Source organism: Nocardioides sp. NPDC059952 (assembly GCF_042730435.1).
Classification (GTDB): Bacteria; Actinomycetota; Actinomycetes; order Propionibacteriales; family Nocardioidaceae; genus Nocardioides.
This window is the reverse complement of the sequence record NZ_JBHWLY010000068.1, coordinates 14,274-33,725: the sequence shown is the minus strand read 5'-3', so window position 1 is coordinate 33,725 and position 19,452 is coordinate 14,274. Positions and strand designations below refer to the sequence as shown.

General features: G+C 69.2%; 17 protein-coding genes. 5 read left to right on the top strand and 12 right to left on the bottom strand.

The annotated features are described in order from the left end of the window. Positions 1-98: 98 nt before the first annotated feature. From ACFV9G_RS23800 to ACFV9G_RS23775, 6 genes are all read right to left on the bottom strand, one after another. Positions 99-3,467 carry a heterodisulfide reductase-related iron-sulfur binding cluster gene (locus ACFV9G_RS23800; protein WP_378730597.1) on the bottom strand — a complete coding sequence of 1,123 codons (3,369 nt, stop codon included), beginning with the start codon at positions 3,465-3,467 and terminating at the stop codon, positions 99-101. 182 nt (positions 3,468-3,649) lie between these two features. After that, on the bottom strand, positions 3,650-4,933 hold the full coding sequence (locus ACFV9G_RS23795; RefSeq protein ID WP_378730595.1) for a choice-of-anchor P family protein: 1,284 nt from the start codon (positions 4,931-4,933) through the stop codon (positions 3,650-3,652). Between the two features lie 263 nt (positions 4,934-5,196). Further along, positions 5,197-6,162: a hypothetical protein gene (locus ACFV9G_RS23790; protein ID WP_378730593.1), complete on the bottom strand. Its 966-nt coding sequence runs from the start codon at positions 6,160-6,162 to the stop codon at positions 5,197-5,199. A 244-nt stretch (positions 6,163-6,406) separates the two neighbouring features. Beyond that, positions 6,407-7,270 carry an HpcH/HpaI aldolase/citrate lyase family protein gene (locus ACFV9G_RS23785; RefSeq protein WP_378730591.1) on the bottom strand — a complete coding sequence of 288 codons (864 nt, stop codon included), beginning with the start codon at positions 7,268-7,270 and terminating at the stop codon, positions 6,407-6,409. A gap of 1 nt (position 7,271) precedes the next feature. After that, positions 7,272-8,342 carry an HpcH/HpaI aldolase/citrate lyase family protein gene (locus ACFV9G_RS23780; RefSeq protein WP_378730589.1) on the bottom strand — a complete coding sequence of 357 codons (1,071 nt, stop codon included), beginning with the start codon at positions 8,340-8,342 and terminating at the stop codon, positions 7,272-7,274. A 57-nt stretch (positions 8,343-8,399) separates the two neighbouring features. Further along, positions 8,400-8,534, bottom strand: a complete 135-nt coding sequence (locus ACFV9G_RS23775; protein WP_378730587.1) for a hypothetical protein — start codon at positions 8,532-8,534, stop codon at positions 8,400-8,402. 70 nt (positions 8,535-8,604) lie between these two features. On the opposite strand from ACFV9G_RS23775, the gene ACFV9G_RS23770 reads away from it, so the two are divergent. Next, on the top strand, positions 8,605-9,591 hold the full coding sequence (locus ACFV9G_RS23770) for a GlxA family transcriptional regulator (RefSeq protein ID WP_378730585.1): 987 nt from the start codon (positions 8,605-8,607) through the stop codon (positions 9,589-9,591). Positions 9,592-10,207: 616 nt separating this feature from the next. On the opposite strand, the gene ACFV9G_RS23765 is transcribed toward ACFV9G_RS23770, so the two are convergent. The 4 genes from ACFV9G_RS23765 to ACFV9G_RS23750 are packed head-to-tail and all read right to left on the bottom strand — an operon-like array spanning position 10,208 to position 14,845. Further along, positions 10,208-10,735: a DUF1992 domain-containing protein gene (locus ACFV9G_RS23765; RefSeq protein WP_378730583.1), complete on the bottom strand. Its 528-nt coding sequence runs from the start codon at positions 10,733-10,735 to the stop codon at positions 10,208-10,210. Positions 10,736-10,761: 26 nt separating this feature from the next. Next, positions 10,762-12,201: an MFS transporter gene (locus tag ACFV9G_RS23760; protein WP_378730581.1), complete on the bottom strand. Its 1,440-nt coding sequence runs from the start codon at positions 12,199-12,201 to the stop codon at positions 10,762-10,764. Continuing rightward, positions 12,198-13,502, bottom strand: a complete 1,305-nt coding sequence (locus ACFV9G_RS23755) for a M20/M25/M40 family metallo-hydrolase (protein WP_378730579.1) — start codon at positions 13,500-13,502, stop codon at positions 12,198-12,200. Before ACFV9G_RS23755 ends, ACFV9G_RS23760 begins: the two co-directional genes overlap by 4 nt. 53 nt (positions 13,503-13,555) lie before the next feature. Continuing rightward, the gene (locus tag ACFV9G_RS23750) at positions 13,556-14,845 is read right to left on the bottom strand and encodes a C39 family peptidase (RefSeq protein ID WP_378730577.1); all 1,290 of its coding nucleotides are present in this window, start codon (positions 14,843-14,845) and stop codon (positions 13,556-13,558) included. A gap of 73 nt (positions 14,846-14,918) precedes the next feature. On the opposite strand from ACFV9G_RS23750, the gene ACFV9G_RS23745 reads away from it, so the two are divergent. Then, positions 14,919-16,067: a GTPase family protein gene (locus tag ACFV9G_RS23745; RefSeq protein WP_378730575.1), complete on the top strand. Its 1,149-nt coding sequence runs from the start codon at positions 14,919-14,921 to the stop codon at positions 16,065-16,067. Positions 16,068-16,076: 9 nt separating this feature from the next. Here ACFV9G_RS23745 and ACFV9G_RS23740 read toward each other — a convergent pair whose 3' ends face one another. Beyond that, positions 16,077-16,565 (bottom strand): winged helix-turn-helix transcriptional regulator, encoded by a 489-nt coding sequence (locus ACFV9G_RS23740; protein ID WP_378730573.1) that lies wholly within the window; start codon positions 16,563-16,565, stop codon positions 16,077-16,079. 108 nt (positions 16,566-16,673) lie between these two features. On the opposite strand from ACFV9G_RS23740, the gene ACFV9G_RS23735 reads away from it, so the two are divergent. After that, on the top strand, positions 16,674-17,339 hold the full coding sequence (locus ACFV9G_RS23735) for a dihydrofolate reductase family protein (RefSeq protein ID WP_378730571.1): 666 nt from the start codon (positions 16,674-16,676) through the stop codon (positions 17,337-17,339). Beyond that, the gene (locus ACFV9G_RS23730; protein ID WP_378730569.1) at positions 17,339-17,875 is read left to right on the top strand and encodes a dihydrofolate reductase family protein; all 537 of its coding nucleotides are present in this window, start codon (positions 17,339-17,341) and stop codon (positions 17,873-17,875) included. The genes ACFV9G_RS23735 and ACFV9G_RS23730 overlap by 1 nt, the downstream gene beginning before the upstream one ends. A gap of 19 nt (positions 17,876-17,894) precedes the next feature. Here ACFV9G_RS23730 and ACFV9G_RS23725 read toward each other — a convergent pair whose 3' ends face one another. Further along, positions 17,895-18,323 carry a peptidoglycan-binding protein gene (locus ACFV9G_RS23725; protein ID WP_378730567.1) on the bottom strand — a complete coding sequence of 143 codons (429 nt, stop codon included), beginning with the start codon at positions 18,321-18,323 and terminating at the stop codon, positions 17,895-17,897. 154 nt (positions 18,324-18,477) lie between these two features. On the opposite strand from ACFV9G_RS23725, the gene ACFV9G_RS23720 reads away from it, so the two are divergent. Next, a complete protein-coding gene (locus ACFV9G_RS23720) occupies positions 18,478-19,359 on the top strand; it encodes an SDR family NAD(P)-dependent oxidoreductase (RefSeq protein WP_378730565.1) in 882 nt (293 codons plus the stop codon). Positions 19,360-19,452: the final 93 nt, after the last annotated feature.

Below are 19,452 nucleotides of genomic sequence, written 5' to 3'. Positions count from 1 at the left end.
GGGTGTTCTGGTTGGAGGGCCGTTACTTCCGGGGCGCCGTTGTTGTGGCCTGGTTGTGGCAATCGCGACCGACGCGCGTGACGTCTCGGCGTTCTGGGTCAGAGGTCGAAGAGCGACCCTGCCTCGTGGATGTCGACATCCGTACGCGGCGTGTGGGTCTCTCCGCTCACGGCCGGGGCAGGCTTCGGCTCCGGTGCGGGCGCCTCGGCGACCGGCTCGGGCTCGGGCTCGACGGCCGGCGCCTCCGCCTCGACGACGACGTCTTCGACAGGCGCCTCGTCGGCCACGGTCTCCGTGGCGGTCTCGGCCACCGGAGCGGCCTCGGTCGGGGCGGCAGGAGCCGCAGCGGCGACGGTGCCCTCGGGGGCCTCGATGTCGAAGAGTGAGCCGAGGCTGTCGAAGTCGACGTCGGTCTTCGGCTCCGAGGTGACTCCCGAACCTGCGACCGGAGCGACAGGCGCCACGGGAGCAGGTGTGGCAGGTGCGGCCGGAGCCTCCGTCGCGGCCTCGGGGGCCTTGGCCGGGGTGGGTGTCGGCTCGGGGGTGCTGGCCGGGATGTCGAAGAGCGAACCACCCGCGCTGAGGTCGATGCTCGGCTCCTCTGTGGCCGGAGCGGCGGCAGGCGCCGCGGGCTCGGCGGCGGGCGCCTTCGCCTCGGGGGCCGGTGCGGCCTCCTCGGCGGGTGCGGCCGGGATGTCGAAGAGCGAGCCGCCTCCGCCCAGGTCGACAGCAGGCTCCTCGGCGGGTGCCGGAGCGGCCTTCGCCTCGGGTGCGGCCGCAGGCTCTGCCTCTTGGGCGGGTACGTCGAAGAGCGACCCGCCGGTCCCGAGATCCGAAGCCGGCTCCTCGGCAGGCTTGTCGGCCGGCACGTCGAACAGCGAGCCGCCCGAGGCCGGGGTTTCTTCGGCGGGGGTCTCCGCAGGCGTGTCGAAGAGCGACCCGCCGCCGTCGAAGAGCGAGCCGCCGGAGGCCGGCTTCTCCGGCTCAGCGGCCGGCGCGGGGGTGTCGAAGAGCGAGCCGCCACCCGACGTACCTCCCGATGCCGGCTCGGCCGGGGCGGGGGTGTCGAAGAGCGAGGACGCGTCGGCAGGAGCCTTCTCGGTCTCGGTGGTCTCGGGGGCGGAGTCGAAGAGCGACGTGCCCGCTGCGGCGGCCGGAGCGGCCTCCTCGACGGCCGGCGCAGCCTTGGCGGCGGCACCGACCTTCGCGCCCTCGCCCGGGGCCATCTTGGTCGCCTGCTCGCCCTTCACGGAGGCGAGCAGCATCTGCGCGACGTCGAGCACCTCGACCTCTTCGCGCGCGGCCCCGTTGGCCTGGGCCTTGGTCAGACCGTCGGAGAGCATGACGCGGCAGAACGGGCAGCCGACGGCGATCTGGTCGGCGCCGGTGGCGACGGCCTCGTCGGTGCGGTTCTCGTTGATCCGCGACCCGATCTTCTCCTCCATCCACATCCGGGCACCGCCGGCACCACAGCAGAAGGAGCGCTCGGAGTTGCGGGGCATCTCCTTGTATTCCGCGCCCGGCATGATCTGCAGCAGCTCGCGCGGCGGCTCGTAGACGCCGTTGTGGCGACCGATGTAGCACGGGTCGTGGTAGGTGATCGAGCGCTTGTGGGCGCCGGCGCCGTCCGCGACCGGGGTCAGCTTGCCCTCGCGCACGAGGCGGTTGAGCAACTGGGTGTGGTGGACGACCTCGAGCTCGATGCCGAACTCCTTGTACTCGTTCTTCAACGTGTTGAAGCAGTGAGCACAGGTGGTGACGGCCTTCTTGACCTTGAACTCCTTGAACGTCTCGACGTTCTGCTGAGCCAGACCCTGGAAGACGAACTCGTTGCCGGCGCGGCGGGCGGAGTCACCGGTGCAGGTCTCGCCGTTGCCGAGTACGCCGAAGGAGACCCCGGCCATGTCGAGCAGCTCGGCCACGGCGCGGGTGGTCTTCTTGGCGCGGTCCTCGTAGGCGCCGGCACAGCCGACCCAGAACAGCCAGTCGACCTCCTCCAGCGACTCGATGTCCTTGCCGACCTCCTTGACGTCGAAGGGCAGGTCCTTGGCCCAGTCCATGCGCGCGTTGGCGTTCATGTTCCAGGGGTTGCCCTTGCCCTCGAGGCCCTTGAAGAGACCGTTGAGCTCGGAGGGGAAGTTGGACTCGACGAGCACCTGGTAGCGGCGCATGTCCATGATGTGGTCGACGTGCTCGATGTCGACGGGGCACTGCTGGACGCAGGCACCGCAGGACGTGCAGGACCAGAGCACGTCCTCGTCGATGACGAAGCCGCCGTCCTCCGGGTTGTAGAACCAGTCGAGGACCTCGGCGTTGCTCTCGGCACCTTCCGGAGCGCCGTCGGCCTTGCCGATCAGCGGCTTCTCCTTCAGATCGCCGTCAGCGGCAGCGGCGTACGCGTGCTCGCGCAGGCCCATCATCAGCAGCTTGGGCGAGAGCGGCTTCTCGGTGTTCCAGGCGGGGCACTGCGACTGGCAGCGACCACACTCGGTGCAGGTGGTGAAGTCGAGGATGCCCTTCCAGGAGAAGTCCTGGATCGAGCCGACGCCCAAGATGGCGTCCTCGGCGATCCGGTCCTCCTCGACGTCCTCGAGGGTGACGGGCTTGCCGTCGATGAGCATCGGCTTGATCGCGCCGAGCGCGGTGCCGAGCGGGCGCGCGCCGTCGACGGCAGACGTACGCGACGCCGGCTCGCGCTTGAACCAGATGTTGACCCAGGCGGTGAAGCGGTGCCAGGCGACACCCATCGTCAGGTTGGACGAGATCACCATCAGCCAGATCAGCGCGGAGAGGATCTTGAAGGTCGCGATGAGGTAGATGATGTTCTCCAGCGTCCCGATCGACTCGGCGCCGGTCGGGTAGAGAGCACCGAAGAACTGAGAGATCGGGAAGTGGAAGCCGGTCGCGTGCTCAGCGTGCTCGCCGCCGTGCGCCAGCGCCAGGTTGTATTCCGCGCCGCGGATGAACAGGATCGCGATCGACTCGAGCAGCACCATCGCCTCGACGAAGAAGGCCTGCCACATGACCGACCCGTAGAACCGCGTCTCGCGGCCCATCTTCCTCGGCTGGTGCAGCAGCCGGTAGATGATCAGCGGGATGATGCCCAGCGCACCGAGCAGGCCGAGACCCTCGGCCACCCACTCGTAGAGGAAGAACTTCCCGATGATGGGAATCGTCCAGTCGGCGGAGAAGAGCTGGAAGTAGGCCGAGCCGACCGCCGTGGAGAGCACGATGAACGCCGCGAAGGCGAACCAGTGCAGGATGCCGACCCAGGTCCACTGCAACATGCGCGTGTGGAGGACGGTCTCTTTCAGCATCGTCAGCGTGCGGGCCAGCGGCTGGTCGACGCGGCTGATCGGCGTACCGATCTTGATGACCGCGAGCATCGACCGGACCGCCTTGGTCGTCATGTAGACGGCGGCGACCGTTGTCGCGAGGCACACGACGATGGTGATGATCTGCAACATGCCTAGGCGCTCCTCATCAGGGCAGGACTGCCGGAATGCAACCGAGCCTAGTGCTTGGCGTCGGCTTTGCTTGCGTAAGGGTGGGCTAAGACTACCCGTGAGTAACTTCAGAACAGAGAAACGGTCCGCGACCTGGTCAGGTCGCGGACCGTTTCTTGCTAGACCCTTAGTGGATCAAGGCCTCACGCGTTCGAGTTCACCTTGAACTTGGCGTGACCGATGTTGACAACGGTCTTGGTGCCCTCGGTCGCGTCGAGGAGCGTCAGCCGCAGGGCGACGACCTCGATCAGGTTCTTGCTGCGCTCGACGACGACGTTGGTCTCGATCTTGGCCAGGCCGGGGATGTCGACGCGGGAGAGCGCCGACCCGAGCTGGGCGAGGGAGACCTTCTGGTCGTTGATGAAGATGTCGCCGAACTTGGTGCCCGAGGTGGACGTCGAGGCGCCCTTGCCCTTGACGAACTTCGCGTTCGCCTGAGCGCGGATGGCCTCGATGCGGATCGCGCCGTCACCGATGTTGACGCCGGCGACCTCGGCGAAGGTGTAGCCCTCGGCCGTGGTCTTGGTCTGGTTCGAACGCTGACCGCTCGTGAGACCCTTGACGTCCACGACGTTGCCCGCCTCGCCCAGCGGCACGCCGGCGATGGACTTGGTCTTCAGCTTGCCCTTGGTGCCGGCGCAGGACGCGTTGGTCAGCGGGTTCTTGCCGACCTGGACGGCACCGCCGAGGGCGGTGGCGTCGATCCCGTCGGAGAAGCCGCGGAAGGTCGCGGAGTAGGCCTGGCCGTTGATCTCGGCGCGAGAGCGACCGACGATGACCTCGGAGTCCGTGCCGTGGAGCTTGATCCAGATGCCGTTGGCGTAAGCCTCGGCGCCGTCGGCGTTGGTCTTCTCGACGGTGTTGCCCAGACCGATGGTGGCAATGCCCGGGATGACGAGCGGCTTGTCACGGCCGGGGATCGGAAGGTCGATCTTCTGGCCGGGGCCGGCCGGGTCGAGAACGACGTGAGCGATCTTGGCCTTGGAGTCGGCCTTGTAAGCCTTGCCGTCCCACCAAGCCTGGGAGACCGAGCTGAGACCCTCGACGGTGACCTTGCCCAGCGGGCTCTTGTCGAGCACGACGTCGGCGATCTTGTGCTCCGAGATCGACTTGACCGTCGAGCCGGACTTGATGGTGCGCTGCTTGGTCGTGGTCGCGCCGATCGTGCCGAGACCCGGCACCTTGGCGCCGGCGGTGTTGTTGTTGACGTCGTAGCCAGCCTTACGGGTGCACCCGATGGTCTGGTATCCGAGGTCTCCCGAGTTGGCCGGGATGTTTCCACCGGTCACGCGGCTGCCGAAGCCGCTGGCGAACAGCCCGAACGAGGTGTTCGTCAGTGCGGCCTGTGAGGGCGCCGGCACAACCAGAACTGCGCCGACGACGGCGGCAGCGGCTGCGGACAGCGCGAACGTACGGATGCTTCGCATTGTTGGTTGGACTCCGATTCTGCGGTGGGGATCCCCCAAGATCCCCGCAACGGGGCCGTGCCACCTGCCAGATCCGGGGGAACCTGGCGCACTCCCGAGTTAAGGGGTGGCACATCGGGCAAACGAGAGAAAACCACGGAAGTTATCGGGACGGAGGTCCTATTTCCAGATGGCCCGTCCTGGCCATGGGTAACCCACCCGGGCATACGCAAAACGGGCCGTGACCTCGGAAAGGTCACGGCCCGTTCTGAAACGGCTGCTGACTAGGGCGTCAGGTCGATCTGAATCCCGGTGAGACCGTCGATGACGCCCGTCACCGTGTCGAGCACCGGCGCCACCACGTCCTTGCCCAGCGACGGCTGAGTCGGCGCGGGGGTCGGCTCGGGCTCCGGCTCGGGTTGCGGAGTCGGCTCCGGTGTCGGCTGCGGAGCTGGTTCGGGAGCCGGTGCCGGGTCCCTGTCCGACAGGGTGTCACCCTCGAGCGGGGTGGAGATCGTCCCGCTGGAGGAGTGGGCGCCACCGTAGGCCTCGGCGGTCGAGGGCGCGTCGTAGTCGCCGTTGGAGTGCTTGCCGCCGGAGGTGCCCGGCGCCGAAGGGGAGAACGGGGATGTCTTCTCCGGCGCGATCACGCCGGGGGCGTCGATGACCTTCTGGTCCGCGATGTCGACCACGGGTACGGCGTCGTACTGACCGGCGTGGGCCTTGACCTGCTGGGTCTCGACGTCCGGGTCGACGTTGGCCTGGGCGAAGGCGCCGATGCCGGCCGAGGCGATCGCCATCGCCGCGAGCGGCAGCAGTACGGCCTTCTTGTTGCGGGCGCGGACCTTCGGGATCCGGTGTTCCTCGACCACGCTGTTCCGGGTCGGCACCTGCGCGGCGGCGTACGACGGCATCGCCGGGTTGGCGAACATCACCGGGCCGGCGGGGTGGAACTGCTGGGCCGTGTAGGGGCTCGGCTGGTAGGCGTACTGCGGCAGCTGGGGGCGCGGCGTCGGGCGCTGGTAGGTGGCCCGTGGCGGCTGCGGGTGGCCGGCGTCTGCGTGTCGCAGGACGAGCGCCGTGCCGGGCTGCGGCTGCGGTGCGTACGGCGTGTGACGCGGTCGCACTCGCTCCGCGGCCGGGTTCGTCTTGGGATTGGTGAACCACGACTCGTCTGAGGGTGTCATCCCCTCGAGAGCGCGGTGGGCGATCTCGAGGGGGTCCGGCGCGGTTCCGTTCGTGGGGAGCATCGGTGTGGCGGGGTGTCTAGCCGGCGTGGGTGGGACGTTCGAGTGGTCCCCCGTCGCGGGCCGACGATTCGCTTCAGTCATCTGACGCTGTCTCCTGAGCGCGTAGCGAGTGTCGGTTGTGTCGCGCAGCACGTAACGGAACCAGAATCTCGCCGGTTTGTCACCTTCTTCTCGAGAAAAAGTTACTGATCAGCCAAAACGGAAAACGAGTAACTTTTTCTATACATTGAGAGATATTCCTGGCCTACAGTGCGGCGATGGCCTCGGCAATGCTCAGGACCCGCTTCGCGCTCTCGACGTGCAGCGACTCGACCATCTTGCCGTTGTACGTCGCGACGCCGCTGCCGGCGGCCTCGAACGCCTCGATGAGGCCCTTGGCGTCGGCTACCGCCTGCTCGCTCGGTGCGAAGCCGGCGTTGGCTCCCTCGACCTGGGCGGGGTGGATCAGGGTCTTGCCGTCGAACCCGAAGATCCGGCCCTGCTCGACCTCGGCCGCGTAGCCCTCGGCGTCCTTCACGTTGTTGTAGACGCCGTCGAGGATGACCTTTCCGCTCGCGCGCGCGGCGAGCACGGCCAGCTGGAGGCTGGTGACCAGGTTGGCGCGAGCGGGGACGTGGTCGACGTACAGCTCCTTGACCAGGTCGTTCGTGCCCAGGACGAGCACCGTCAGCCGCTCGGAGGCGGAGGCGATCTCCTCGGCGTGGAGGATGGCGTACGGGCTCTCGATCATCGCCCAGAGCTTGGTCTGCTCGGGGACGCCGGCCTTCTCGAAGGCCGCCACGAGGTCGAGCACCTGCTGGGGGCTGTTGACCTTGGGGACGACGATCGCGTCGGGGCCGGCCTTGGCGGCGGCGGCCAGATCGGCCTCGTGCCACTCGGTGTCGGCGCCGTTGACGCGGATGGTGAGGTACTTGTTGCCGTACTCGCCCGAAGTCACAGCCGCGGCCGCGTTCTCGCGAGCCTCCGGCTTGGCGTCGGGGGCGACGGCGTCCTCGAGGTCGAGGATCAGCGCGTCGGCGGTGATCGTCTTGGCCTTCTCGAGAGCGCGGGTGTTGGAGCTCGGCATGTAGAGGACCGAGCGGAGGGGGCGGAAGGTGGTCTCGGTCATCTCAGTCCTCCAGCTCGATCGCGTCGTACGCCTTCTTCAGCTCGGGATCGATGGCCGCGAGCTCCTCGGCGAGGTCGACGAGCACGAGGCACTGCTTGAGGCTGGCGTCGTCCTCCATCTTGCCGTCGAGCATGACCGCGCCGGTGCCGTCGCCCATGGCGGCGACCACGCGACGGGCGTGCTTGATGTCCTCGACGCTGGGGGAGAAGACGCGGTTGGCGATCTCGATCTGCTTGGGGTGCAGGCTCCAGGTGCCGACGCAGCCGAGCAGGAACGCGTTGCGGAACTGGTCCTCGGCCGCGACCACGTCGGTGATGTCGCCGAACGGGCCGTAGTAGGGGTAGATCCCGGCCGCGGCGCAGGCGTCGACCATCTTCGCGATCGTGTAGTGCCACAGGTCCTGCTGGAAGACCGTGCGGTTGCCGTGGATGTCGCCGTCGACGGGGTCCTGGCGGACCAGGTAGCCCGGGTGACCGCCACCGACGCGGGTGGTCTTCATCTTGCGGTCGGCTGCGAGGTCCGCGGGGCCCAGCGAGATGCCCTGCATGCGCGGGGAGGCGAGCGCGATCTCCTCGACGTTGGCCACGCCGCGCGCGGTCTCGAGGATGGCGTGGATGAGGATCGGCTTCTGTACGCCGCCCTTGGCCTCGAGCTGTGCGAGCAGCCGGTCCACGTAGTGGATGTCCTCGGGGCCCTGCACCTTCGGCACCATCACGACGTCGAGCTTGTCGCCGATCTCGGTGACCAGGGTGACCAGGTCGTCGAGCACCCACGGGGAGTCGAGGCTGTTGATCCGGGTCCAGAGCTGGGTCTTCCCGAAGTCTGTGCCCTTGGCGATCTCGACCAGGCCCTCGCGCGCGGCGACCTTGTTGTCGGCCTTGACGGCGTCCTCCAAGTTGCCGAGGAGGACGTCGACGGTGCCGACCATGGCAGGCACCTTGGCCGCCATCTTCGGGTTCGACGGGTCGAAGAAGTGGATCGCGCGACTCGGCCGTGCCGGGATCTCCCGCAGCGGTGCGGGAGCGCCCACCGCCAGGGGCGCGAAGAAGTCCTTAGGGCTCTTGTGACTCATGCCGGTCACCCTAACGGCCGGGGGTTACCGGTCGGTAGGCGTCTCGACTTGTAACGATCACGACCGGCGTCGGGCGGGATGGTTCTTCGGGACCTGGGCGCCGTGACGGATCCGGGCGCCGGCGTCGAAGCCGGCGAGGACGGAGCGGACGGTGCTGCGGACCTTGCTGGGGTTCTTCCTGTAGTTCGTCATGACTCCATCGTGCTCGAGCCGAGCCTGCTGGAGGAGTGGCAGGATTGACTTAGAGTGATAGATTCTTGCCATGCCCGCGAAATCGTCCATCGCCATTCCGATCGTCGACGGGATGACCCTGTTCGAGATCGGGATGCCGCTCGAGGCGCTCGGCTACGACTGGGACCACGACGCCAGCCCGCTCTACGATGTGGTGCTGTGCGGCGACCTGCGCGGGGTGCGCGTCCACGGTGGGCCGCGGCTGACACCGCAGCGGCCGATGGCCGCGCTGGCCGAGGCCGGAACGGTGCTGGTGCCGGCGATCCGGCCGGGCGATCCGGTCAGCCCGACCCTGGTCCGGGAGCTACGCCGGGCCGCTGCCGGCGGCGCCCGGATGGTCTCGCTGTGCACCGGTGCCTTCGCCCTGGCCGAGGCCGGGCTGCTCGACGGTCGCCGAGCCACGACCCACTGGCGGTGGGCGGAGCTGTTCCGGCGTACGTATCCCCGGGTCGACCTCGACCCGCGGGCGATCTACGTCGACGACGGCGTGCTGACGAGCGCTGGCTCCGCCGCCGGACTGGACCTGTGTCTCCACCTGATCCGCACCGACCACGGCCAGCATGCCGCCAACACCATCGCCCGCAACCTGGTCATCGCCTCGCACCGTGACGGCGACCAGGCGCAGTACGTCGCGGCGGACCCGCTCACCGAGCAGGCCCACTGGCTCGACGAGCTGCGCGCCTGGCTCAGGGCAAACCTGCACGAGGACGTCACCCTCGAGCGGTTGGCGGCGGCCGCCGCGGTCTCGCCCCGCACCCTCGCCCGGCGCTTCGAGCGAGACCTCGCCACCACCCCGATGCGCTGGGTCTCCGCCGAGCGGATCGCGGTCGCCAAGACGCTTCTGGAGACAACCGACCTGCCGATCGACCGGATCAGCCACGAGGCGGGCTACTACTCGCCGGTGACCTTCCGGGCTGGGTTCACCTCGGAGGTCGGAGTGACTCCCGGGCGCTATCGGTCGCGGTTCTCGCGGCGCGATCTCACTGTTCGGGGTGGGGAGGTCGTCGGGACGCGCTGAAGGGTTCTGTGATTTGTGGTGGGCGTTTGCCGCCGACCCGTTACGGGAGGGTGTTCTCAGCGGCGTCCGGAGTAAAGGACGGCCTGCGGCCGCCGCCTGACGCCGGCCGCTTCGCGGTCCTTGACACCGGCCGTCGCTGAGAATTTTGGCTGGCTATCGGGTCGGCGGCAGGGGTTTGGCGCGGCGATGTGGGTTGGGTAGGGGCTTGGGATCTGAGGGTGAACTAATTTTCGTTCACGCCGAGATCGCCGTGGGGCGGGCGGTCGGTGCGTGGGTGAACGAAAATTCCTTCGGCATGCCGGGGTGAAGAAAGTTTCGTTCACCCAGGAGAGCGTCTTCTTCTGCCAGGGTGAACGAATTTTCGTTCGCCGTGGGGGCGGCCACGTCCCGAGGAGCGTCTACCCCGCGGCCACACTGGGGCCGCCGCCCCTGATAGCCAGCCAAATCTTTCTCGACATGGTCCGGTGTCCAGGACCGCGAAGCGGCCGGCGAAGCCGGCGGCCGCAGGCCGTCCTTGACTCCGGGGCAGGTCGAGAAACACTCGAGGACAGGGTCGGCGGCCCAGACCAGCCACGAACAACAGTCGCTGACCGAAGCCCTTGACGGGTGCTACTGCTTAGCGCCGCCACCAGCGCCGTCTCCGCGGCGGCTGCTCGCGACGCGCGTTCCTGGCCGCCTCCACCCGAGCGGCGCGACGCTCGCGCCAGGCGTCCAGGGTGGCCTCGACGTCGCGGGTCATGGTGATCAGGGGCGGCCCCTCGGGGGCTCCGTAGCGGGCCGCGATGACACGCTCGTTGAACTCCTCGACGATCCTGCGGGCGCCGTCCTCGGTGGTCTGGGTGTCGAGGATGGCGTCGAGCTCGGCGTCGTCCTTGCGGAGCTGGACCGACCGGGGAAGCACGACGATCTGCTCGCGCTCGACGAGCTGCTTGACCCACCAGTCGGGATCGTGGTCGCGGTCGAGGTTCTTGATCGGCTTGCCGGCACCGGGCAGGTTGTCGAACTCGCCGCGCTGGATCGCCTCCTGCACCTGCAGGTCGACCCACTTGGTCTGGTTGGCCATCCGCGCTGCTGCCGCCGCCTTGCTCGCGGCGGCGTCGAGCTGCGGCGTGGGCGCCTCGGGCCGCTCCTCGCTCTCGGGCATGTCGATCACCTCCGGAGGAGACGAGTTTACCCAGCGTCGGTTGCGCTCCGGGGCAGAAGGAGCAGCAGCCCGGCGACGAGGGCCGTGACACCGCATACCGCCCAGACGGTCAGATAGCCCGACAGCGGGGCGTGCGCCTCGCCGGAGATCGACCCGTCCGCGGCGAGCGCGATCGCGAAGACCGCGGAGGCGATGGCACCGCCGACGGTCTTGGTGGCGTTGGTCATGCCGGTCGCGAAGGCGGTGCGGGAGGCCGGCGCGGCCGCGGCGGCGGCCGCCGGCAGCGAGGCCACCAGTGCGCCCGAGCCGAGGCCGACGACGGCCATGTTGAGGAGTCCCTGCCCGGTGGAGTCATGGAACGGCAGCCACATCAGGTAGCCCGTGGCGACGAGGAAGCAGGCGACCGCCTGGGCCCGCACCGGCCCGAGGAACCGCGCCCACAGCGGCAGGGTGAAGGCGGAGACGGCCATCGCGATGACGTACTCCGCGATCAGCAGCGACACGAACGACGCGTCGGCGCCCAGCCCGAAGCCGGCCTCCTCGGGTGAGGTGCGCGCGAAGGTCGACAGCGGGATCTGCGCACCCAGCACCGACATCCCGAACAGGAAGGCGGTCAGCTGGATCGGCCACTGCCCGCGCGAGGCCAGCAGCCGTACGTCGATCAGCGGTTCGGTCCTGCCGCCACCGTCCAACGCGGTCTCGATGCGCCAGAACGGGACCAGCGTCAGCAGCCCCAGGACCACCAGACCCCAGGCGAGGAGAGACCCCGCCCCGAGGACACGTACGCCGACCAGGCCCGCCATGACCAGGCCGAGCACGAGGGTCAGCACCGCCAGGCCGAGCCAGTCGAAGGCGCCGCCGCTGGTGCCGGAGTCGGGCTCGATGCCGACCGCGATGACGACGAAGACAGCTGTCACGGCCACGGCCGGGAAAGCCAGGATCGCGGTCATCGGGAGCACTCCGACGAGCGCGCCGGCGGCGACCGCGCCGATGATCACCGAGAGCTGCAGCGCGCCGACCAGGACACCGGCGGCCCGGCGGGTCAGGGCGGTGTCGCCACCGGTGCGCTTGTGGACGATGGCGACCTCGAGCGGCAGCCAGATGACGTAGGCGCCCTGGATCGACCAGGCGACCAGGAACGAGCCGAAGTCGGGGGCGACCACTGTCCACCAGGTGGCGAGCGCGGTGATGCCGGTCGCCAGCAGGAGCACCTTCTTGTGACCGATCAGGTCGCCGAGCCGGGCGAGCGGCGGCACGCACAGCGCGGAGACGATCAGCTGCCCGGCCTCGAGCCAGTTGAGATCGGCGTCGGAGACGCCGAGATGGTCGGCGAGATCGGAGAAGATCGGGGTGTAGTAGCCCTGCAGGATGCCGCTGGCGAACTCGACGGCCACCAGGAAGCCGACGATCACCCAGATTCCACGCGCGGCCTGCTCGATGCCGGTGCGCTGACGTTCGGTGGTCACAGTGACTCGATCAACCTTCGGTAGAAGCGGATCCCGTCGAGGTAGTCATCGACCCTGATGTTCTCGTCGGCGGCGTGGATGGTGGCGCGCTGGGCAGCGGTCATCCGGAACGGTGCGAACCGGTAGACCCGGTCGCTGATCTCGTAGAAGAAGCGCGAGTCGGTCGCGGCCATGACGGTGTAGGGAGCCGGCACCGCCTCCGGGAAGACCTCCGTGATGGCCTGGGTGATCAGCGAGAACGCCTCGTCGCGCGGGGAGACCGGCGACGGCTCGCCGGCGCGGACGACCTCGATCTCGACCTGCTTGTCGCCGATCGCGGCCCGCAGCCGCTCGACGACCTCGGCGACCGTCTCGCCGATCATGATCCGCAGGTTGACCCCGGCCGAGGCGGCCGAGGCGATGACGTTGGCCGCCGGGCTGCCCTCGAGCGTCGTGATCGCCACGGTGGTGCGGACCAGCGCGGCGGGCTCGGGCCCCAGCCGGGTCAGCAGCCGGGCCAGCGCCGGCGCCAGCTTCCCCGCGTTGGCCAGGACCGGACGCAGGGGCCTGGCGGCGTACGGGGCGATCTGCTCGAACATCTCGACGGTCGGCGTGGGCAGCTGCACCGGCATCGACATCCGGTCGAGCCGGGTGACCGCGCGGGCCAGCCGCGCGGTCGGCCCGTTCTGGCGTGGGGTGGAGGAGTGGCCGCCGTCGCCGGTCACTGTGAGGCGTACGTCGGTGGTGCCCTTCTCGGCGACGCCGACGACCCCGACCGGCGCCGTGACGCCCGGGAAGGCGTCGAACGCGACCGCGCCGCCCTCATCGAGCACGAACCAGGGCTCGACCCCCTGGGTCCGCAGCTCTTGGACAGCTGCCCGTGCGGCCGCGCCGGTCGTCTCCTCGTCAGAGCCGAAGGAGAGCCACACATCGTACGCCGGCTCGAACCCGTCCGCGAGGAGTCCCTCGACCGCGGCGCAGATCGCCACGAGCTGACCCTTGTCGTCGAGCGTGCCGCGCCCGTGGATCACCCCGTCGACGATCTCGCCTCCGAACGGGTCGTGGGTCCATTCACCCGCGATCGGGACGACGTCCTGGTGGGCCATCAGCACGACCGGCTTCTCGGCGGAGGCGCCCGGCCAGCGGAAGAGAAGACCGTGCTCGCCGACCGGGGTGAGGTCGAGGGTCGCGTGCAGCAGCGGGAAGTGTTCGCGCAGCGCCTCGTGGAGCTGCGCGAACGCCTTCTTCTCCGCACCCGAGCCGTCGTTGACGGTCGGGGCCCGAAGTGCGGCCTGAAGAGCGGCGACGGGGTCGAGTGTCATGGTCGAAACCTAACCCCACCAGGGTGTCCGGGATGACCCTGACGGCGAGTCCGTCACCAGTTTGTGGCGCTCCCGGGCAGCCTCACGTCGCGCGGGTGGATGACATAGGTGATCCCGTCGGTCGAGGTCTGCCACACCCGCTCGAAGTTCTCGCGGGTGTAGACGTTGCGCACCTCGTCGTTGGAGGGGTGGTTGGCGTCGTAGACGATCGGGTCGCCCTCGGCGGTGAAGCCGCCGATGACGAGCAGGTGGCCGTCGGTGCCGTAGCCCGCCTCCGGCATCTCCTCGAGCTCCCAGTTGGCGGAGACGACCAGCGGGAAGCCGGCGGCCACCAGGGTCTCGGCCTCGGCCAGCGACCGCAGCCTGGTCACGGCCCCGTCCAGGCCCCAGCGGCCGGCGTAGGCGGTGTTGAACGGCCAGTTGCCGGCGCCCTCGTAGGCGTAGTCCCAGGTGTTGATCGCGGCGTAGGCGACCTGCGGGTCGCCGTTGGGGGCCTCGATGCCCTCCAGTTCGCTCGCCGGGACCTCGTGGCCCCAGTGGTACTGCACCATCGTCGTCGAGGTCGGTGAGCACCAGACCTGGCCGCCGCCGCCGAACTCCGGGTATTCGCCGCGGTGGATGTTCTGGCTGAACGGCGGCACACCGAGGTCGATCGCGTCGTCGAGCGTCGGCGTGCTGGTGCCGGGGTAGGCGGAGTCGGGCAGGTATTCGTTCGTCAGCGTCGAGACCGTTCGCAGACTGGGGGAGACGCTCGCGCCCTCGGGGCGCAGCAGGGTGACCCTGGTCTGGAACGCTTCGGGCTCCTTGCCGGTCCGGGCGACGTAGGTGTCGGTGTAGAGCGCCGCGTCGGTGTCGCTCTGTCCCTCGACGGAGGTGCGGTGGATGTCGCCGGCCGCGAAGTCGTCGCCGGCCGTCCAGCGACCCATCACGAACCACTTCGTCCAGGTGCCGTCCGCCTTCCGGCCGCGGAACCGGATCTCGGCCCAAGTGCCGGTCGGCGTGTCGACGTCCCACGAGGTGACCGACTCGTCGATCGCGTAGCCGGTCTTGACCACGGGCGAGGTCCAGGTGCCGAACTCGTAGGTCTTGGCCGTGCCGTCGCCGAAGGGGTCGGCGTAGGCCGTCGTCTCGCTGCCGCGGCCGATCCGAAGGGTGCCGTGACGGTCCGGGCGCAGGTTGCTCGACCTGCCCTTCGCGAAGTCTTCGACGCTGTTCCACCGGGTGAGGGTGATATCGGTCGGCTGGGTCCCGGGCTCGGCCGCGTGGACCGGAGTCGTGGGCAGGACCAGGATGGTCGCGGCGGCGAGGGCGGCAACGTACGCGAGGCGAGACCGTGGGCTCATGTCGGAACGCTATTCCTCCTCGAAGCGCGCGGCCACGACAATTCGTCGGTGGCGACTGGCATTCTTGGTCGACGTGAACAACTTCGCATCCGACGGCTGGTTCAAGGACGAGTTCCACAAGCGATACTCCGAGTCGGCCAAGGAGATCGGCCGGTTCAACCTCGCCGTCTTCGGCAAGACCGGAGTCGGCAAGTCAACGCTGGTCAACGCGGTCTTCGGGGCGGACGTGGCCAAGACCGGGATCGGCGAGCCGGTGACCAAGGAGTCGACGCTCTACCTGCACACCAGCGGGTTCTTCGGGCTGCTCGACACCCAGGGCCTGGAGATCGGCGTCGAGGGCGACCGGGTGATCAAGGATCTGGCCAAGCTGATCTCCGAGCGGCGCCGCAAGCCGCAGTCCGAGCAGATCCACGTCGCCTGGTATGCCGTACGTTTCGCCGACCGCCGCTTCGAGGACACCGAGGCCGCGTTCATCCAGAAGCTCGCCGACCTGGGGCTGCCGGTCGTGCTCGTGATGACCCAGGTGCCGACCTCGCCGACGGGTGCCTTCCACCCGGACGCGGTCGAGTTCGCCCAGCAGATCGACGCGCGCGGGCTGCCCGTGCACGGCGCCCGGGTCTACCTGACCAACGCCAAGGCCGACGACTTCTCGGGCCAGCAGGTCCACGGCCTGCAGGAACTTGTTGATGCCACCTTTCGATGCGCGCCTGCAGGCGTCGAGGAGGCCCTCATCGCGGCGCAGAGGGTGGATCTCAAGCGGAAGCAGGAGCAGGCGAACACCGTGATCGCGGGTGCCGCGACCGCGGCCGGCGCTGCCGGGGCCACCCCGATCCCGTTCTCCGACGCGGTCGTCCTGGTGCCGATCCAGCTAGGGATGATGGCGCGCATCTCGGCGATCTACGGCATCGAGGTGGACAAGGCCGCCATGGCCTCGATCGCGGCCACCGCGGCGGCCACCCAGGCAGGCCGCTCCGTGGCCGGCAACCTGCTCAAGTTCATCCCCGGTTTCGGCACCGTCGGCGGCGGGGCGATCAACGCCACCGTCGCGGCCGGCTTCACCGCGGCCATCGGCGCGGCCTGGTCGACCGTCTGCGTCAAGCTCGGTGAGGGCAAGCTGCGCGGCGTCAACGGCGCCCTCGACACCGAGAGCATCAGGTCGCTCTTCCTCGATGAGCTGAAGAGCCAGATCTCCAAGCTGAAGCTTCACGCCAAGGAGAAGTGAGGCGGCAGCTCACCCAGCCATCGCCGCTTCGTACGCCGCAGCGAGCTGCTCGCTCGCCCGCGGGGCGGTCGGGTCGGGCCGCGGCGTGCCGAGATGGAGCTCGCGGAGCTCGTCCATGAACGACGCCACCATCTCGGGGCCGGCGTCGCGCAGCAGCTCGGCCCGGACCCGGAGCTGCCGGGTGCCGTCGCGGTGGGCGAGGCCCCAGTTGCCGAGCGCGACCATGATCGGCAGGGTCTGGATGCCCGCCTCGGTCAGTGCGTAGGCCGCCTTCTGGCCGCGGCCGGCCTGCTCCTTGGTCAGCAGCCCGCCCTCGATGAGCTTCTTCAGCCGGCTGCTGAGGATGTTGGAGGCGATGCCCTCCTCGGAGCTGCCGAGCAGCTCGCGGAAGTGGCGACGGTTCCCGAACATCACGTCGCGCAGCACGATCACCGACCAGGGGTCCCCGAAGACCTCTACGGCTGCGTTGATCGGGCACCCCGATCTGGGCTCGCTCACTCGGCGTCTCCTGCACTCGAAAATAGTGGTTGCAATCTGCAATCGGGAAGTCTACTCTCGGCGCTAGTGATTGCAAAGTGCAATCACTTTGAATCGAGGGAGATCGACATGTCACGCGTACGTGCTCACACCATCGGCGTCTCGCTGGACGGCTTCGCCACCGGCGACGGTCAGAGCCTGGAGGCACCGTTCGGCCACGCCGGCATGCGGCTGATGGAGTGGTTCTTCCCGACCAGGACCTTCCAGAGCGCGACCGGGCATCGGGAGCGGATGGAGGTCGACCCGGCCTCCGAGCCCGACGACGCCTTCGCGGCCCGTTCCTGGGAGGGGATCGGCGCCGAGATCATGGGCGCCGGCAAGTTCGGTCCGCCGGGATGGCAGGACGACGCCGACTGGCGCGGCTGGTGGGGCGAGGAGCCGCCGTTCCACACACCCACCTACGTCCTGACCCACCAGCCACGCGAGTCGATCGAGATGAAGGGCGGCACCGTCTTCCACTTCCGCAACGCACCCATCGAGGAGGTGCTGGCCGAGGCGCAGGAGGCGGCCGCCGGTCAGGACGTACGCATCGGCGGCGGCCCGTCCTCGCTCCGGGACTTCCTGGCGGCCGGCCTCGTCGACCACCTGCACGTCGCGGTCGTCCCGATCATCCTGGGCCGTGGCGTACGGCTGTGGGACGGGTTGGAGGCGCTGGAGGACGGCTACGAGGTGGCGTCGACCACGACGCCGAGCGGCGTCACCCATGTCACCTTCGACCGGACGCAGGTTTCGTGATGAGCGGCGAGGGCAAGGTGCTGTGGCACTTCTCGATGTCGCTCGACGGCTTCGTCGACGGGACCGAGCCGGGGATGGCGTGGCTGAGCGATGTCACCGGGAAGCCCGGGGTCGTCGAGGCGTACTCCTCACAGCTCGGCGCCGTCCTGGGCGGCCGCAACGGGCACGACGCCTACCCTGACGCGATGCCCTACGGCGACTGGCAGGGCCCGGTCTTCATCCTCACCCACCACCCCGAGGACGCCCGGCCGCAGGAGCACGTCACCTTTCTCAGCTGCGACGTCGGGGAGGCGCTGCGGATCGCGGTCGAGGCGGCCGACGGGAAGAACGTCGAGGTCCATTCCGCCGACATCGGCCGCCAGCTCCTCGAACGGGGCCTGATCGTCCAGATCGAGCTGCACGTCGCGCCGGTCCTGCTGGGCGACGGCATCCGCCTCTACGACAACCCGGGCGGTGAGCCGATCAAGCTGCACAACCTGATCGGCGACGATCCGCACCTGGAGGTCGACCTCCGCTACGCCCCGGTGCGTCCGTGACGCCCGGGGGTCCGTGGACTCAGACCCGGCAACCGGCAGCGCGAGCGACGGCGAAGGGGTAGGACTGCGCCGGGCCGGTGCCGTAGTAGTACGGGGAGCAGAGGTAGGCCCAGGTCCTGGGGCCGACGATGCCGTCCACCGCCACCGAGGAGTCCCAGTAGCGCCACGACGTCTGCCGGTTGATCACGGCCTGCCGCGTCAGGTTGCCGTACGCGCCGTCCACTGCCAGGTTGACGCCGGGCTGCCAGTTGAGCAGCGTCTGGATGTAGCTGACGCAGGTGCCGTTGCCGCCGTAGGAGTAGTTGTACGACGTACAGGTCGCGGCGTGAGCCGGGCTCGGGGCAGCGATGCCGGTGATGGCCGCGCCGGTGATCGCGATGAGGGTTGCGGAGACGATGCCGGCGAGCCGCCGCTTCCACGTACGCGGGACGATGCTGGTTGCTGACATGTTCTCTCCTGGATGCTTGCGGGGGTGATCGTGCGGGGGCGTGGGCTTCGCGCCGACGTCTCGACGCGCGTCACGCTAGATGCCTCCCACCCGCGTCGGCACCCAACGAATCCGCGGAAAGCGAGCCCGAGTCGGGGGCCACTAGGGTGCGGGGGTGGTCAGCCTGTTCTCGCTTCCGCTCCTGCAGACGCCGCGCGCCCGGGTGGCGCGCACGATCCGGGCCGTGACCGGTGGCCCGAGCCCGCTCGCCGGCCGCACCGTGCTGGTCACCGGCGCCAGCTCGGGGATCGGTGAGGCGACGTCGTACGCCGCGGCTCGACGTGGCGCGCACGTGCTCCTCGCCGCCCGCCGGGCCGAGGAGCTCGAACGCGTGCGGAAGGCCATCGAGGACGCGGGCGGGCAGGCGTCGACCTACCTCGTCGACATGACCGACGGTGACTCGATCGACGCGCTGGTGGAGAAGCTGCTCGCCGAGCACGGCGCGGTCGACTACCTGGTCAACAACGCCGGCCGGTCGATCCGGCGCTCCCTGGAGCTGACCCACGACCGCTTCCACGACTTCGAGCGGATGATGGCGGTCAACTACTTCGGCGCGGTCCGGCTCACGATGGGCCTGCTGCCGGCGATGCGCGCCCAGCGGTTCGGCCACGTGGTCAACATCGTCACCTGGGGCAACCAGATCAAGGCCCCGAAGTTCGCCGCTTACATCGCCGCGAAGACCGCCCTCGACGTCTTCGGCCGGATCCTGAGCCGCGAGGCCTACTTCGACAACGTGACCTGCACCAACATGCGCGTCGCGATCGTGCGGACGCCGATGATCGCGCCGACCGCAGAGTACGAGGGCCGCGGCGAGAGCCCCGAGGAGTGCGCCGAGCGCGTCGTCCGCGCGCTCGAGGACCGACCGGTGACGGTCGACGGCGCGTTCGGCTCGGTCTTCGAGGTCCTCAACATCGTCACCCCGCGGCTCGCCGATCTCGCGATGGCGGTCTCCCACCTGCGTACGCCGGACTCTGCGGCCGCACGTGGCGGGAGATGACCCGTCGGTCGAGCCGCCGGAGCCGCTAGGCGGAGGCGTGTCGAGACCAACACGTTGAGATCGAGCGCGGAGGTGAACGTGTTGGTCTCGACA

Coding starts and splice junctions, on each gene's coding strand:
- ACFV9G_RS23775 (WP_378730587.1), bottom strand. CDS start 8,534: ATGACGAACTACAGGAAGAACCCCAGCAAGGTCCGCAGCACCGTCCGC.
- ACFV9G_RS23785 (WP_378730591.1), bottom strand. CDS start 7,270: ATGACCGAGACCACCTTCCGCCCCCTCCGCTCGGTCCTCTACATGCCG.
- ACFV9G_RS23735 (WP_378730571.1), top strand. CDS start 16,674: ATGTCACGCGTACGTGCTCACACCATCGGCGTCTCGCTGGACGGCTTC.
- ACFV9G_RS23790 (WP_378730593.1), bottom strand. CDS start 6,162: ATGCTCCCCACGAACGGAACCGCGCCGGACCCCCTCGAGATCGCCCAC.
- ACFV9G_RS23765 (WP_378730583.1), bottom strand. CDS start 10,735: ATGCCCGAGAGCGAGGAGCGGCCCGAGGCGCCCACGCCGCAGCTCGAC.
- ACFV9G_RS23780 (WP_378730589.1), bottom strand. CDS start 8,342: ATGAGTCACAAGAGCCCTAAGGACTTCTTCGCGCCCCTGGCGGTGGGC.
- ACFV9G_RS23755 (WP_378730579.1), bottom strand. CDS start 13,502: ATGACACTCGACCCCGTCGCCGCTCTTCAGGCCGCACTTCGGGCCCCG.
- ACFV9G_RS23725 (WP_378730567.1), bottom strand. CDS start 18,323: ATGTCAGCAACCAGCATCGTCCCGCGTACGTGGAAGCGGCGGCTCGCC.
- ACFV9G_RS23800 (WP_378730597.1), bottom strand. CDS start 3,467: ATGTTGCAGATCATCACCATCGTCGTGTGCCTCGCGACAACGGTCGCC.
- ACFV9G_RS23770 (WP_378730585.1), top strand. CDS start 8,605: ATGCCCGCGAAATCGTCCATCGCCATTCCGATCGTCGACGGGATGACC.
- ACFV9G_RS23730 (WP_378730569.1), top strand. CDS start 17,339: ATGAGCGGCGAGGGCAAGGTGCTGTGGCACTTCTCGATGTCGCTCGAC.
- ACFV9G_RS23795 (WP_378730595.1), bottom strand. CDS start 4,933: ATGCGAAGCATCCGTACGTTCGCGCTGTCCGCAGCCGCTGCCGCCGTC.
- ACFV9G_RS23750 (WP_378730577.1), bottom strand. CDS start 14,845: ATGAGCCCACGGTCTCGCCTCGCGTACGTTGCCGCCCTCGCCGCCGCG.